Annotated in this window: 12 protein-coding genes; 1 reads left to right on the top strand and 11 read right to left on the bottom strand. The window is 59.6% G+C overall.

Features of this window, described 5'->3' with window-relative positions:
* Positions 1-87: 87 nt before the first annotated feature.
* A complete protein-coding gene (locus tag ACPF7Z_RS04995; protein WP_425192079.1) occupies positions 88-2,868 on the top strand; it encodes a tetratricopeptide repeat protein in 2,781 nt (926 codons plus the stop codon).
* A gap of 79 nt (positions 2,869-2,947) precedes the next feature.
* Here ACPF7Z_RS04995 and ACPF7Z_RS04990 read toward each other — a convergent pair whose 3' ends face one another.
* The 11 genes from ACPF7Z_RS04990 to ACPF7Z_RS04940 form a co-directional block, all read right to left on the bottom strand.
* Entirely contained in the window at positions 2,948-4,243 is a 1,296-nt protein-coding gene (locus ACPF7Z_RS04990; protein ID WP_425192078.1) for an adenylosuccinate synthase, read from the bottom strand.
* 73 nt (positions 4,244-4,316) lie between these two features.
* On the bottom strand, positions 4,317-5,519 hold the full coding sequence (locus tag ACPF7Z_RS04985; RefSeq protein ID WP_425192077.1) for an ATP phosphoribosyltransferase regulatory subunit: 1,203 nt from the start codon (positions 5,517-5,519) through the stop codon (positions 4,317-4,319).
* 111 nt (positions 5,520-5,630) lie between these two features.
* A complete protein-coding gene (gene hflC, locus ACPF7Z_RS04980) occupies positions 5,631-6,518 on the bottom strand; it encodes a protease modulator HflC (protein WP_425192076.1) in 888 nt (295 codons plus the stop codon).
* Positions 6,518-7,747 (bottom strand): FtsH protease activity modulator HflK, encoded by a 1,230-nt coding sequence (gene hflK / locus ACPF7Z_RS04975; RefSeq protein WP_425192075.1) that lies wholly within the window; start codon positions 7,745-7,747, stop codon positions 6,518-6,520. Before hflK ends, hflC begins: the two co-directional genes overlap by 1 nt.
* A gap of 63 nt (positions 7,748-7,810) precedes the next feature.
* Entirely contained in the window at positions 7,811-9,145 is a 1,335-nt protein-coding gene (gene hflX / locus ACPF7Z_RS04970; protein ID WP_425192074.1) for a ribosome rescue GTPase HflX, read from the bottom strand.
* An 18-nt stretch (positions 9,146-9,163) separates the two neighbouring features.
* A complete protein-coding gene (hfq, locus tag ACPF7Z_RS04965) occupies positions 9,164-9,409 on the bottom strand; it encodes an RNA chaperone Hfq (protein ID WP_425192073.1) in 246 nt (81 codons plus the stop codon).
* Between the two features lie 124 nt (positions 9,410-9,533).
* The gene (gene miaA / locus ACPF7Z_RS04960) at positions 9,534-10,472 is read right to left on the bottom strand and encodes a tRNA (adenosine(37)-N6)-dimethylallyltransferase MiaA (RefSeq protein WP_425192072.1); all 939 of its coding nucleotides are present in this window, start codon (positions 10,470-10,472) and stop codon (positions 9,534-9,536) included.
* 14 nt (positions 10,473-10,486) lie between these two features.
* Complete coding sequence (gene mutL, locus ACPF7Z_RS04955) at positions 10,487-12,439, bottom strand: DNA mismatch repair endonuclease MutL (protein ID WP_425192071.1); 1,953 nt, start codon at positions 12,437-12,439, stop codon at positions 10,487-10,489.
* Between the two features lie 51 nt (positions 12,440-12,490).
* Positions 12,491-13,873, bottom strand: a complete 1,383-nt coding sequence (locus tag ACPF7Z_RS04950; RefSeq protein WP_425192131.1) for an N-acetylmuramoyl-L-alanine amidase — start codon at positions 13,871-13,873, stop codon at positions 12,491-12,493.
* A gap of 107 nt (positions 13,874-13,980) precedes the next feature.
* Positions 13,981-14,469, bottom strand: coding sequence for a tRNA (adenosine(37)-N6)-threonylcarbamoyltransferase complex ATPase subunit type 1 TsaE (gene tsaE, locus ACPF7Z_RS04945; protein ID WP_425192070.1), 489 nt, complete (start codon positions 14,467-14,469; stop codon positions 13,981-13,983).
* Positions 14,470-14,472: 3 nt separating this feature from the next.
* Positions 14,473-15,981, bottom strand: coding sequence for an NAD(P)H-hydrate dehydratase (locus tag ACPF7Z_RS04940; RefSeq protein WP_425192069.1), 1,509 nt, complete (start codon positions 15,979-15,981; stop codon positions 14,473-14,475).
* Between the last annotated feature and the right edge of the window lie 18 nt (positions 15,982-15,999).

The following is a 15,999-nucleotide window of genomic DNA, read 5'->3' as shown; positions in this document are numbered from 1 at the left end:
GTCTGACACTCACCTACGTCGTAATGACCACATTCGAACAATGGCAGCGAAACACACTCCGTGTTTCGTTCAGGGAGGACACAGATCATGCCAGGACCGACATTGACACACTCATTCGTGCATCGCACTCCCCGCCTTGCACGTTTGCTCATCACCAGCGCCGTAATAGCAGCGCTTGGCGGCTGTGCCAGCGGTGGTGGAGGCACGCTCGATACCGCCAGCCTACCCGAACCCGCCGTGGATCCCCGCTACAACAATTGGTTCGACGGCGGCCAGTCCCCGGACATGGGGTCGATGGAATGGGGGCAGGTGGAATTTGGCCGCCAGGCAATCGAACAAGGCAACATCGAGGAGGGTATCGAGCAGTTCCAATCCTTGATGCGTCGAGACTATCCCCCCGCCTACTATGAACTGGCTCAAATCTATGACGACGGCATCGGGGTGCCACGTGATCCGGCTCGAGCGGCCAGACTCTATGGCAAAGCCCTGGAAACGCCGTCCTCGGTGCATAAACATGCTGCGCGCAAGCTGGCCAAGCTTTACCTGGCGGGCGACGGCGTGGAACGCAACGAGACCCTGGCCTACCGGTTGGCCAAGCTGTCGGTCGAGGAGCAAGGCGGCGGCAGCTCGTTGGCGCTACTGGCCGACATGCTGGTCCAAGGTATCGGCGTATCGCCCAAGCCTGAACTCGCCATCGAGCTCTATCAGCAGGCGGCCAATCAGGGCTACCCCAATGCCATGAAGGCGTTGGCCGAGGCCTATAGCGCCAACGGCTGGGCCGAAACGAATATCGGACAGTCGCGCAGTTATGCACAGCGCTATGCAGAAGCGATCAAACCCCAGGCACAAGCAGGCGATATCGACGCCATGATGCAGCTTGCCGCGCTCTACGAGCCGGATGGCCTGCTCCAGCCCGATCCCCAGAAGCGGCTTGAGTGGCTGGAGCGCGCTGCGGAGTCGAACAACCCCGAGGCGCTTGGGGAAGCGGGGGAAGCGTTATTGGCCACGGGCGATACTCAGCGTGGGCTCGACCTGCTGACCCGGGCCGCCGACGCCGGTGATGTCGAAGCCATGGAACATCTGGGCAAGGCGTTACTCGGTGGCACTCCGGGTGTTACCGCCAACCCAGAGCAAGGCGCACAATGGCTTGAAAAAGCCTCCGCTCAAGGCTCTACGCTGGCCGAGGTCACGCTCGGGCGCGCTTACCTCGAAGGCAAGACCCTCCCACGGCAGGCCGACAAGGGCATTGCGATGCTCGAAAAAGCGGCACGCAAGGATGATCCCCTAGCCCTCGCCGTACTCGGCGACACCTATCTGGATCCAGACATCAACCCCACCAATCCTCAGCGTGGCATCGAGTATCTGCAACGCGGTCATGAAGCGGGCAGCGAGTATGCCACCGCCCTGCTCGGTGAGGCCTACCTGACGGGTAACGGCGTTGCGCCGGATGGCGTACGGGCCATTCAGTATCTCTCCGATGCCGCCGATCGCGGCCAGATATTTGCCTCGCGTATTCTCGGCGAAGCCTATCTCGAAGGACGCATTCTCAAGCGCGATGATGCGGAAGCCGAACGCCTGCTGCGCCAAGCCGTCAAGGCCGGCGACACCACTGCTATGACCAAACTGGGCGAAGCCTTTGTCGATGGCACGCTGCAACAGAGCGAATCCGGAGAGGCACTGAGCCTGCTGGAGAAAGCAGCCAACAGCGGCGATGCTTATGCCATGGTCGTACTCGGCCGAGCCTATCGCGACAGCGAACTGATCCCCCAGGATCTTCAGCGTTCCGAGCAATGGCTCACTCGCGCCCGGGAAGCTGGGCACAACTCGGCTGAGGGCGCCTTGTCCCGCACCTATCGCGCCTTGGGTGAACAGGGAGATATAGACGCCCTCATACGTGCCGCCGAGATGGGTGATCCAGCTGCGATGGCGGATCTGGGTCGCGCCTACCTCAATGGTCAGGGAGTCCGTCAGAATTATCGTCAGGCGCGCATCTGGTTCAAGCGCGCTTACGACGAAGGTCATGCCGGGGCTGCAGCCAGCTTGGGTCGCATGTATCTCAAGGGTCAGGGGGTACAGCGCAATGCCAAGTATGGCATCGATTATCTGAGAAGCGCGGTGGCACGCGGTCACGCCGGTGCCCGGGCCGATCTGGGCGAAATTCTGCTCAAGGGTGAACTCGTGGCGGCGGAGCCCGAACGCGGACTGGAAATGCTGCGTCAGGCGGCGCGTAATGGCAACAGTGGCGCTCGATTGTTCCTTGGCGAAGCCTATCTCGCCGGTAACTATGTCGAGAAGGATGTCGAGACGGGGCTACGTTATCTGAATCAATCTGCCGAGAGCGGTAACCCCTATGCGGCGCGCACCTTGGGAGAGGCCTATCTCAATGGCAAAGGGGTCGAGACCAATCCCGAATTGGCAGAAAAATGGCTGTCGTTTGCCGTTGATGCCGGTGATCCCTGGGCCAAGTCGCTGCTAGGTCATGCGAAGCTCTATGGTACCGCGGGAATCCCGAAAGACGTGGACCAGGGACGCCGGTTGATGACGGAAGCCGCCGATGCAGGACATTCCGGTGCCCAGTCGGCTCTGGGCAGCGAATATCTACAGGGCGAGGCCCTCGAGCTGGACCCTGAACGCGGCGCCGAGTTGCTGTTCCAGGCGGCCAGCAGCGGTAATCGCACGGCGCGACTGGCGCTGGCCAAGGCCTATCTCATGGCCAACGGTCTGGAAGGCGTCGATGAAACCCAGGCACTCCTGTGGCTGGATAAAGTCATCGATGGCGATAGCCAGATCGCGCTGCAAACCATGCGCGAACTGCTCCAGGACCCGGAAGCCATCGAGGCTGCTCGCCAGGCCGCTCAGGTGGGCTAGTCTCTTCAGTATCCAGGAAGCAGAATCGAAACAGCCGGCGAATCGCCGGCTGTTTCATTTGGATCACCACATTCCTGCGTTATACCGAAAACGGGTTGCGTAACACGATGGTCTCGTTGCGATCCGGTCCCGTCGAAATGATATCGATCGGCGTGCCGGTCTGCTCTTCCAGAAAGCTGATATACGCGCGGGCATTGTCCGGCAATTCTTCTACGCGCTTGACACCCAGCGTCGACTCACTCCAGCCCGGTAAATCTTGATAGATGGGCTCTACCGCTTCATACCCTTCGGAATCGACGGGTGTGTCGAGCTCGTCCCCATCCTTGCTGCGATAGCCGATGCACACGCGAATAGTTTCCAGACCATCGAGCACGTCGAGTTTGGTCAGGCAGATACCCGATACCGAATTGATCTGCACCGCATGACGTAGCGCAACGGCATCGAACCAGCCGCAGCGGCGTGGACGTCCGGTAGTGGCGCCAAACTCGTGGCCCCGTTCGGCCAGGTGGCGGCCAAACTCATCGAACAGCTCGGTCGGGAAAGGACCTGATCCAACCCGCGTGGTATAGGCCTTGGTAATACCCAACACATAATCGAGATATAGAGGACCAACCCCGGAACCGGTCGCGGTGCCGCCGGCAGTAGTGTTGGAACTGGTGACATAGGGATAGGTGCCGTGATCGATGTCGAGCAGCGATCCTTGAGCGCCTTCGAAGAGAATGTTGTCACCCGCCTTGCGCATGGCATGCACCAGACTGACCGTGTCGCACACCATGGGGCGCAATTCCTCGGCCATGCTCATGGCCTCATCGAGCACCTGCTGGAAATCGACGGGAGGCTCACCGTGATAATGCTGCAGCACGAAGTTGTGGTAATCCAGCACTTCACCAAGCTTCGACGCGAAGCGTTCACGATGCAGCATATCGCCCAGACGCAGCCCACGACGAGCCACCTTGTCCTCGTAGGCAGGACCGATGCCACGCCCCGTGGTACCAATCTTGGCCACGCCCCGCGCCTTCTCCCGAGCTTGGTCAAGATGCACATGGTAGCTGAGGATCAACGGACAGGCCGGCGACAGACGTAAACGCTGGCGCACTGGAACGCCCTTGGCCTCGAGTTCGCGAATTTCCTTGATCAACGCCTCCGGCGAGAGCACTACGCCGTTGCCGATTACGCAAACTTTATCGTCACGCAAGACGCCGGAAGGAATTAGATGCAGTACGGTCTTTTCACCATCGATCACCAGCGTATGACCGGCATTGTGACCACCTTGAAAACGCACGACCGCAGAGGCCGACTCGGTGAGCAGGTCGACTACCTTGCCCTTACCTTCATCACCCCATTGGGTGCCCAATACCACTACGTTCTTGCCCATTGCTCCCTTCTCTTGATCGTTTGATCCGTCTTTTGATGGAGTGGCCGTTCGCCTGGTCGCTTTGAAGAGCGCACTAACGGCATGAATTCAATGAAGAAATCTGCCAACCGTTGTCCGTCTCCACCAGGCAACGGTTACAGCGATGTTCCACAGGTCCGGTACTCTGCCCGGGCAATGCCTGAACGACCCGTTCGCCTGCCTGCCGCAAACGTCCGACCTGTTCGGCCAAGCGCTGTTTGGCCGGCTCGGTGGCACATATCGGCGCCCAGATACCATCTTCCGCCGGAGGACTCTCAGCCAGTGACGCCAGTAATTTCAGGTCCATCGAGAACCCCGTCGCTGGGCGCGCACGACCAAACGCCTGCCCCGTATCGTCGTAGCGCCCGCCTTTGACCAACGCCTGTCCATAACTTGGCACATAGGCGGCGAACGTCATGCCTGTGTGATACTGATACCCGCGCAGATCGGCCAGATCGAAATAGAGCGTCACCTCCGGATAGTTCTCGCTCACGCCACGATAGAGCGCCTGAAGCTGATCCAGTGCCTGGAGGATCGTATTGGAAGCACCCGCAAACAGCGTGCGCGCTTCATCCAGGACGTCCACACCGCCATGCAAGCCCACCAATGCCTTTAGCTGTTTCGTCAGATGAGGGTCCTTTACATGTGGCTCGACCTGTCTGGCCACTTCACCTGGAGATTTGCGCTCGATGGCTTCGAACAGCGCGCGTTGCCTTACGGCGTCGAGATCCGCGGCCTGAGCCAGATCGCGATAGATACCGATGTGACCCAACGCCAGATGAATTTCGTCCGCGCCAGCGACAGACAGGCTCGACAGAGCCAGATGCAGAATTTCAAGGTCCGCCTCCAGCCCCGCATGACCGAACAGCTCCACCCCCACTTGCACCGGGCTGCGCCCGCTTTGATGCTGATCCGCCTGAGCGCGCAGCACCGAGTTGCAATAACACAAACGCGCTGGCCCCTGACGACTCAGGGAATGGGCATCCATGCGCGCTACCTGAGGCGTGACATCGGCACTTGCCCCCATCATGCGACCGGTCAATTGATCGGTAAGCTTGAAGGTCTGCAGATCAAGATCGGTACCGGTACCGGTCAGTAGCGAATCCAGAAACTCCACCGGCGGTGGCATCACCAGATCGTACCCCCAGCGGTAATAAAGATCGAGCAAGGCGCGGCGCAACTGTTCCATGCGCGTCGCCTGGGGGGGAAGTACTTCGTCCATACCGTCGGGAAGCAGCCAGCGGTCAGCAATGGTCATCAGTCTATCCTGCCAGAATTGAATGGCCACAAAAAAACCGGGGCTTGCCCGGTCAAGAAGGATTTTATCATGTTTGCTCTGCGGGTGTACCCCGCAGAGCCATGTCGCCGACTACTCTTGGGTGTCTTGGGGCTGCGAACCTTCCAGATAGCGGAAGAAGTCGCTGGATGGATCGAGTATGAGCAGATCGCTCTTGTTATCGAAGCTTTCACGATAGGCGTTCAAGCTCCGATAGAAGCGGAAGAACTCTGCGTCCTGCTGATAGGCATCGGAATAGATGGCCGCGGCCTCGGCATCCCCTTGCCCTCGCAGGGTTTCGGCGCGAGCCCGGGCCTCGGCCAACAATACCTGCTGTCGGCGATCGGCATTGGCGCGGACCTTTTCAGCCTGTTCCTCACCCTGGGCACGGTATTCACGCGCCTCGCGGTTACGCTCGGTCTGCATGCGCTCATAGACGGCCTGGGTAACCTGATCCGGCAGATCGATACGCTTGATACGAATGTCGATGATCGCCACCCCAAGTTCATCCCGCAGCAAGCTATTGAGCTGTTCGGTAGGCCCGGACATCAGTGCGTCACGCTTTTCTGCGATGATTTCCTGAAGCTCGAGACGACCGAACTCGTTACGCAGGCTTTCATCCACTCGGGGCGTAATCAAGCGTTCAGCGGATAGCTCATCCCCGGAGGTGGCCTCGTAATACCGCGTGGGGTTGACCACCTGCCACATGACGAAGGAATCGACGATGACCGCCTTCTTCTCCAGCGTCAGGTAGCGGCTGGTATCCGTGTCCAACGTGCGGATACGCACATCGAAGTTACGCACCGTCTGAGTGACAGGAATCTTGAAATGCAATCCGGGCTGGATGTCCTCTTCGATGATTTCACCGAAGCGCAACTTCACTGCGCGCTCGGTTTCATCGACGATATACAGACTGTTGCTGCCTACCCAAGCGACCGCGGCCAGACCGGCGACGATGAGCAGGGAACGGTTATTGATCATTAACGACCCTCCCTGCGGATGCTGTTACCCGATTCGGATTGGCTATTGTTACGCAGACGATCGAGCAGGCGTGGATCCATTCCCGCTTGACCACCCGACTTTCGAATGGCGTCTTCGCTGCTCTCATCCGTGCCATCCTGGGCGCGCTGTAGCTGATCCAGAGGCAGTACCATCAAGGGGCTGCTTTCGCTGATATCCACCAATACCTTGCTGGTATTACTCAATACCTCGGACATGGTCTCAATGTACATGCGATCGCGCATTATCTGCGGAGCGTTCCGGTATTCGGACAACAAGGAGTTGAAACGGTTGGAGTTACCCTGAGCGTCCGCCACGACAGACTCGCGATACCCCTGGGCCTGTTCGATCATGCGCTGCGCCTTACCCTGAGCGACCGGGATGATGGCGTTGGCATAACCGATTGCCTGGTTGATGGTGCGCTGGCGATCCTCGCGGGCCTTGATGACATCGTCAAAGGCTTCCTGCACCGCATCCGGCGCCGAGGTCGACTCGACGTTGATCGTCTGAATCGTCACGCCAATATTGTAGTTGTTGAGATAGGTTTGCAGACGTGTGGATACCGTATCCGCAAGCAGCTCACGACCGGACGTCAGGATCTGATCCATTTCCGTGCCCCCCACGACATGACGCAAGGCAGAATCCAGTGCATTTTCGATCGTGATATCCGGATTACGGACATTGAGTACGAAATCCCCCGGGTCCGCGACACGATACTGTGCCGACATCTCGACCTCGACGATATTCTCATCTTGAGTCAACATCGACTTGGTCTGGGTGATCGAGCGCACACGGGTGACATTGACCATGCGCACTTCATCGATCAGTGGCGGATTCCAGTGCAGGCCTGGATTGACCACGCCCTGAAGCTTACCGAAACGCAGCACCACGCCACGCTCCGATTGATCGACGAGATAGAAGCCGGTCGCTGCCCAGATCGCCAAGGCAATGATCAGAAGCAGGCCCGGCAAGGCAAATACATTGCGTTTTCCACCGCCGGCACCGCCTCCATTACCACCGCCACCACGTTTGCCACGGCCGCCACCGAGCATCTTGTTGATCTTGTCCTGGAATTTCTTCAACGCCTCATCCAGATCTGGCGGGCCCTGATTGCTGCCCCCGCCATTACCGCCGCCACCGCTACCGCGTCGGCCGCCACCACTCCAGGGGTCGTGCTGATTGCCACCACCGCCAGGCTCATTCCAAGCCATACGTCGTCTCCACTAAGCACTGTTTGCGACATGCATTGATTGCGTTTGCAAGACTCATACCCGCTAGGGCCATTCTGGAGCCTCTTGAGTCCACACCGTCGACTCCCTGTCTTCCGGCGGTAAATAATCCTTGGCTTTTTCGCCTAGGCGCGCAAGCAACTGCATGAAGTCGCGCCGCGGCAAGCGAATATCGAGCAGAATACGTCCTTGATCATCGAATGCCTCCTCGCGCACTGCCCCCAAGTCGTGCAGGCCAGCACGTAATCTACCCTGTTCCGGTAACAAGGTGAGGTGCGCCTCGATGACATCCTCTGCCAGGCGTTCGGACAACGCCTGAGCCAGGAGATCGAACCCTGATCCCTGTTGTGCCGATACCCAGACGACCTCGGGCAGTCCGTCGCCATTACGTTCGATGCGTGGTGCGCTGCCCAATAGATCAATCTTGTTCATGACCCGTAGACACGGCACGTCGTCTGCGCCGATCTCGTCGAGGACTCCTTCGACCTCCCCGATGTTGAGTTCACGATCCGGGTCCGCGGCATCGATCACATGAATCAACAATGTTGCTTCATTGGCCTCCTGCAAGGTGGCCTGGAAAGCTTCCACCAGCTTGTGGGGTAAATGACGAATGAACCCCACCGTATCCGCCAGGATCACCGGCCCGACATCACTGATCTCCAGGCGTCGAAGTGTTGGGTCCAGCGTCGCGAACAACTGATCCGCGGCATATACCTCAGCACTGGTCAACGCATTGAACAGGGTCGATTTACCCGCGTTGGTATAGCCTACCAAGGAGACGCTGGGAATGTCGGCTCGAGCGCGCGCGCGGCGATTCTGCTCGCGCTGACTGCGTACCTTGTCGAGACGCTTGTGAATAGCCTTGATACGCGCCCGCAGCAAGCGACGATCGGTCTCGAGCTGAGTTTCACCCGGACCACGCAAGCCGATCCCGCCCTTCTGACGCTCAAGGTGAGTCCAGCCCCTTACAAGACGGGTGGACATGTATTCCAGCTGCGCCAGTTCGACCTGAAGCTTGCCCTCATGGGTACGCGCTCGCTGGGCGAAGATATCCAGTATCAGTCCGGTGCGGTCCAGCACACGACACTTCAACGCCCGTTCCAGGTTGCGTTCCTGGGACGGACTCAACGAATGATTGAAAATCACCAATTCAGCGGCATGGATAGCGAGCAGCTCCCGCAACTCCTCCATCTTGCCACTACCTATGAAGGCACGAGGATCCGGCCGCCGTCGACTGCCCTGCAACAGCGTCGCTGGTTCTGCGCCGGCGGAACGTACCAGCTCCAGAAGTTCTCCCGGATCCTCGCGCTCCTGCTCATCCTGAAAATCAATATGGACGAGAACCGCCGTTTCACCGGCGTCGGGACGTTCAAAAAACAATCAAGGCCTCGTGATCAATTATTCCTGCTCCGCCATATTAGGGTCCTGAGCCGGCAAGCGTACATTACGCGAAGGTACCACCGTCGAAATGGCATGCTTATAGACCATCTGGCTGACGGTATTGCGCAACAGAATGACGAATTGGTCGAAAGATTCGATCTGACCCTGTAGCTTGATCCCGTTGACCAGGAAGATGGACACCGGAATACGCTCCTTGCGCAGGATGTTCAGATACGGGTCTTGAAGGGACTGCCCTTTGGACATTTTGCTCTCCCTAACTGTCTCTATAATATGTTGATATCGTTGTCGTCTGACTCGCTTGGGCAAGATACCCAACGGTAGGAACAATCTATTCTTCCTACCGTCCTTGCGAAAGTAGCATCTTACGCTAAGTGCTGCCCTGGCGCACGATTTTCAAGACGTTTTGTAACCTCTTGGCATCTTGGGTATCCACCCAGTGAAGCTCCGGCCAACTGCGCAGCCAGGTCATCTGACGTTTGGCCAGCTGTCGGGTGGCGACAACGCCCTTATGTATCAATTCTTCTCTATCGTAGACTCCTTCCAGGTAGTGCCATACCTGGCGATAACCCACGCTCTTCATCGCCGGCAGCCCAAGGTGCAGGTCCTCCCGTGCCTTGAGTCTGGTGACTTCCTCGATGAAACCTCGCTCGAGCATCAACGAAAAGCGTACTGCGATCCGTTCGTGCAGGACGCTGCGTTGCGCAGGTACGAGCCCAATGGACAACGTTTGCCAGGCAAAGGTTTCCTTTTGCTGTTCGCGCCACAGTTCGCTCATGGGCTTTTGACTGATGCGCTGAACCTCGAGCGCACGCATCAGTCGTTGTGGATCATTGGGATGGATGCGGCGAGCGGACTCTGGATCGACCTGCTCAAGCTCAGCATATAATGCATTCAGTCCCTCTCGAGCCGCCCACTTTTCGAGCTCGGCACGAATCGCGGTATCTGCGGCGGGAAGGTTTCCTACACCACCCAGTAGGCTTTTGTAATAGAGCATGGTACCGCCTACCAGAAGCGGAATGCCTCCGTTATCACTGATACGCTGCATTTCTCGACGCGCATCATCGCGAAACTGAGCCGCCGAGTAAGGATCCGCAGGATCGCGTATGTCGATCAGGTGGTGCGGTGCGCGCGCCAGCTCCTCCGGCGACGGCTTGGCGGTGCCGATATCCATGCCGCGATAGACCATCGCGGAATCGACACTGATCAGCTCACAGCCCAGACGTTCGTGCAACGCCATGGCCAGATCGGTCTTGCCCGAGGCGGTAGGCCCCATCAACAGGATGGCCAACGGTCGGTTATCTTTCATGCACGCACCGCCGTTCACTGGCCACGCAGGAACAGCTTGTCCAATTCCTGCATCGACATCTCGGTCCAGGTCGGACGGCCATGATTGCACTGACCGCTGCGCTCGGTGCGCTCCATGTCCCGCAGCAAGGCGTTCATCTCGGCGATGCTCAAGCGCCGATTGGCCCGCACGCTACCATGGCAGGCCATGGTCGAGAGCAACTCATTGATATGCGCCTCTAGGCGATTCGAACGTCCGTAACGTTCGAGATCCGCCAGCATGTCGCGAACCAGGGGCTCCACATCGGCCTGGGCCAGCAGGCTCGGGACCTGACGCACCAGCAACGTCTCGGGGCCCGCCACATCGAGTTCCACCCCCAAGCGAGAGAACGCCTCGCGACACTGCTCGGCGGTGTCCACCTCGGCGGCACTCGCCGCCAGGGACACGGGCACCAGCAAGGGCTGAGCATCCAGCGCGGCACTGGTACCCACTTCACCAAACACCTGCTGCTTCATACCCTCATAGGTGATCCGCTCATGCGCCGCATGCATATCCACCACCACCAGGCCGCGAGAGGTCTGGGCGAGAATATAGACGCCATGGAGCTGGGCGATGGCGTAGCCCAGGGGGGGCGCCTGGGTAGGATCATCATCGGGCAAGACGCGTCCAGGCATCACCGTAAGCGGGTCGCTACCGTTCTGGCGCTCCCTAAGCGCTGTCTGCGCTTCTTGGCCACCCGGTGCCGGAGTCTGCGGCCTCAGAAGACTCTCTTCGTGCTCGGGATGCAGGGCATGGTAGCCGGCCATGAACTCGCGTACTCGGCCGGGGCCAGGAGGTGTCTCGCTGTCCGCTCCGGAACGCAGGGCCATCTGCTGCTGCCAGCCGGGACGCCCCGGAAGGGGTGTGCCCTGCACATCAGCGGCCGGCGCCTGTGCTCTCTCCGCCACATCTCCGGCTTGGGCGTCGGTATTGGGTCGGGCCTCGCCCAGGGCGCGATGCAGGCTCGAGAATAGAAAATCGTGCACCAGACGACCGTCGCGAAAGCGCACTTCGTGCTTGGTTGGGTGCACATTGACGTCGACGACCGTCGGGTCGAGTTCCAGGTAGAGTACAAAGACAGGATGACGACCGTGAAACAGCACGTCGCGATAGGCCTGACGAATGGCATGGGCGACAAGACGGTCCCTCACCACGCGCCCATTGACGAAGAGATACTGCTGATCCGCCTGGGCCCGGGAGTGCGTTGGAAGACCCACCCAACCCCACAGTCGTAAACCGGAAGCCTCGATATCCAGATGCAAGGCATTTTCGAGAAACTTGCTGCCCAGCAGAGCACTGATGCGACGCTCACTTGCAGCGGCATCCCTGGCTGGATGCAGTTGATGAAGCGTCTTCTGATTGTGGCGCAGCGTCCAACCGATGTCATAGCGTGACAGCGCCAGTCGCCGGAACACTTCTTCCGCGTGGGAAAACTCTGTCTTCTCGGTACGCAGGAACTTGCGTCGGGCTGGTGTATTGAAAAATAGATCCCGAACCACCACCGTCGTTCCGCGGGGGTGCGGTGCCGGCGAGACCCTAGGCTCCATATCGCGCCCTTCGGCCACCACTCGCCAGCCGGCGGTAGGATCGTCCTGAGCATTGGAGACAAGCTCGAGTCGCGACACGGAACTGATCGAGGCCAATGCCTCGCCGCGAAAGCCGAGACTTGCAACGCCTTCGAGATCCTCCAGCGACTCGATCTTGCTGGTCGCGTGGCGTGATAGCGCCAAGGGCAAGTCGTCTTCGGCAATACCGCTTCCATCGTCGCGAATCTTGATCAGCCGCGCACCCCCCGTCTCGAGTTCCACCTCGATGCGGCGGCTCCCCGCATCGATGGCATTCTCGATCAGTTCCTTGATCACCGACGATGGTCGCTCGACCACCTCGCCGGCGGCGATCTGGTTAGCCAGTCGCGGATTGAGTACATGAATACGTCGCGTCTGGGTCATTTCATCTCGCTGACTGGGCCTAAGATTGAGAAACAAGGGGGCAGGGGCAAGTCATCCGCGCGGGATACGTAACACCTGCCCTACTCGAATCACGTCGCCATTCAACTCGTTCGCCTGTCGCAGGGTCTGTACCGGCACGGCATGCTGGGACGCGATCTCGGACAGGGTGTCGCCCGGCTGGATACGATATTCGTTGGTTTCGCCGCCGCGCTGGCGATCGCGTTGCCAGGCCAGTAGACTGGCCGGCGGCGGGTTGCGCCGGAAGTGCGCGTTGACACCCGCAAAAATGGCCTTGGCCAGGCCGCGCTGATAACTCGGGTCGCGCAGACGGGCCTCCTCCTGGGGATTGGAAATAAACCCCGTCTCGACCAGCAGTGAAGGAATATCCGGCGACTTGAGTACCATGAACCCGGCTTGTTCGACCCGCGACTTGTGCAGCTTGCTGATCTGACCCAACTGATCAAGCACCTGGCCCCCCACCGCCAGAGAGTCGTTGAGGGTCGCGGTCATGGTCAGGTCGAGCAGCACACCGCGCAGCACCTCGTCCTTGTCGGACAGATCGAGATTGCCATCGACGCCGCCGATCAAGTCCGATCGATTTTCACTCGCTGCCAGCCATTTGGCGGTTTCCGAGGTCGCCCCGCTCTGGGACAAGGCGAACACAGAGCTACCGCTGGGACGCGGGCTCTTGAACGCGTCGGCGTGGATCGATACGAAGAAGTCGGCCTTCTGATCCCGGGCCAGCAGAGTGCGCTGACGCAGGCCGACATAATAGTCGCCATCACGAATCATCACCGCCTTGAAGCCCGGCGTATCGGCGATGATCTTCTCGAGCTGGCGGGCGATGTCCAGCACGATATCTTTCTCGCGAGTCCCTCGGGGGCCCATGGCGCCGGGGTCTTCGCCGCCATGTCCGGCGTCCACCGCAATGATGATGTCCCGTTTGGGATGTGGCTTCGCCTTGTCTTGCCGTGCCGGCAGGGACGCTTCGGCGGTAGGATCACCGCTTATCTCAGCCTCCGCCAGGGCGCGATCGGTGGCGATCTCCTGCTCACGAATCTTGGCTTCGATGGGGTCGATGGGGTTTTGCACCGCGCTCGCCCCGGGGTATTCGAGATCCACCACCAGCCGGTGACCATACTTGTCGTTGGGCGCCAAGGTGAAATGTTTGGGGTTCACCTCGCGACTCAGATCCAACACCACCCGCAGATCATCCCCGTCACGAGTACCCGTACGGATAGCACTGATAGCGCTTCCGCTCAGATCCAGGCGAGAGGTATCCAATTGCAGGCGGCTGTCGGCAAGATCAATGACCAGACGATCAGGATTATTCAAGGAGAAAACATTGGCGCTCGTCGGATCGGAAAGATCGAATACCAGACGGGCATGATCCGGCGCAGCCCAGATGCGCAAATTATCGACATCACTGGCCATCGCCAATGGCGATGACAGCGCCATCAGTAACGCTGATAGCACACACGGCCATCCTGAACGCAGCCAAGCGCAGGGATGCCGACGGTGACGAGAGTTGATCAACCATTTCATGAAGTGTTCCGGGTCCTTTCTGGAACAAGCGCGGCAAGCCGTGCAAGAACATTTTCGCCATGGCTCGAGCCCGTCGCCAATCGAGCCTCGCGCCCTGCACCGATGACGCACAATACAATGATAAGATCGGCAGAAGGCAGCCAACCTTTACCACGAATCGGCCACTCGATCAGATTGAGACTGTCTTCTTCGAGCAAATCCCGCGCGCCGATGAACTCGAGCTCTTCGGGGTCCCCGAGACGATACAGATCAAAATGATGCACGCGAACCGACTCCAGCTGATACGGTTCCACCAGCGTGTAGGTAGGGCTCTTTACGGCGCCCTGATGGCCATAGGCACGCAGGACACCACGGGCAAGGGTCGTCTTGCCTGCACCCAATTCACCCTCCAGATGCACCTGACCATGCCCCTCCAGAGCGAGCCCCAAGGCTTCTCCAAAAGCGACCTGCTCTGCTTCATCATGTAAGAGATAGGCGGCGTTCATCGATCAATCATTCATGTCGGGGTTCGCTAGAAAACGCCCATAGGATGCCAGATCACCCGCCAGCAAGCCACGCTCTCCCTCCATGGCAGCAGCACGATCCGCCGCCAGGGCATGCAAAGTGATGCCGACGTGTGCCGCCTGTTCCACTTCAAGCCCTTGAGCAATCAGCGCACCGAGTATTCCCGACAACACATCGCCCATTCCTCCACTGGCCATTCCCGGATTGCCGTAGGGACAGACCGCCACGCCGCGGGATCCAGCCACCAGGCTACCCGCTCCCTTGAGCACTACCGCACCACCGCGCTGATCCTGCAATGTCCGAACGGCGGCAAGACGATCCGCCTGTATCGTTCTAGCACTGCTGTCCAGTAGTCGTGCCGCTTCGCCGGGGTGCGGGGTCAAAATCCAGTCTTCCCGCTTCTCATCAGGCCAATGGGTGACCAGTAGATTCAAGCCATCCGCATCGACGACCAGCGGCTTGCCTGTTTCCAGTGCGGCCTGCAGCATGCCCTGCCCCCAGGCATCCTGACCAAGCCCAGGACCGATCACGATCACATCGGCGCCTTCGAGCAACCTCATGGTATCGCTGACGCCCCGCACCCCTCGCGCCATGACCTCCGGAGTACGTATCAAACTGGCACTGACATGCTCTGGAGCCGTGGCCAGGCTGACCTTGCCCGCCCCGAGCCGGGCAGCGGCCTGACTGGCCAAGAGTGCCGCACCACCAAAGCCGGGTGCCCCGCCGATCACCAGCACATGACCGAAGTCACCCTTGTGGCTGCCGCGAGAACGTCGCGGCAACCCCGTGCCGATCACGGACCCGTCCAGTAAGTCAGCGACCGGTGGCAGGTCCCGGTGCGCTTGCGCATCGATATCCAAGGAGCAGAACACCACCTCACCGACATGATCGGCGGCCTCGCCGGTGTGCAAACCGAACTTGTCGGCAATAAAGGTCACGGTGACATCGGCAACCACCGCGCAGCCCAGCACCGCACCGGTATCCGCGGCCAAACCCGAAGGAATATCCACCGCCAGCACCGGCAGTTCACAGGCATTGATCCCTTCGATGACGCTGGCGAAAGGCTCGCGCACTTCCCCCCCCAAACCGGTGCCCAGCAAGGCGTCGACGATGACCTCGGCGTCTAGCACCATGCCTTGCTGCCAGGCGACTGCTTTCAGCCCCGCTGCTTGAGCCATTTCTAAGGCGCGCGCCGCATCTCCCTTGAGTTCGTCAGGGTCACGCACGGCAATCAGTTGCACCGCCAACCCATCCCGGGCCGCTAGCGCCGCTATCACATAACCGTCCCCGGCATTGTTTCCCGAACCACAGAGCACGCCGAGGCTGCGTGTCTGGGGCCAACGCTGGCGCAGTTGTTCATAGGCTGCCTTGGCGGCCCGCTGCATCAGATCGAAACCATCGAAGCCATCATTCTCGCCGGCAGCGATCGCACGCCGATCGATTTCGCGTACTTGCTCGGCAAGGTAGAGCGGGTGCGGATAGTGCTGCGACATACTTGTCTCCTTGCTATG

The sequence above is a fragment of the Halomonas sp. GXIMD04776 genome (assembly GCF_049808615.1).
Classification (GTDB): Bacteria; Pseudomonadota; Gammaproteobacteria; order Pseudomonadales; family Halomonadaceae; genus Modicisalibacter.
The sequence above is the reverse complement of the archived record's forward strand: the minus strand, read 5'-3'. Positions and strand labels throughout refer to the sequence as shown.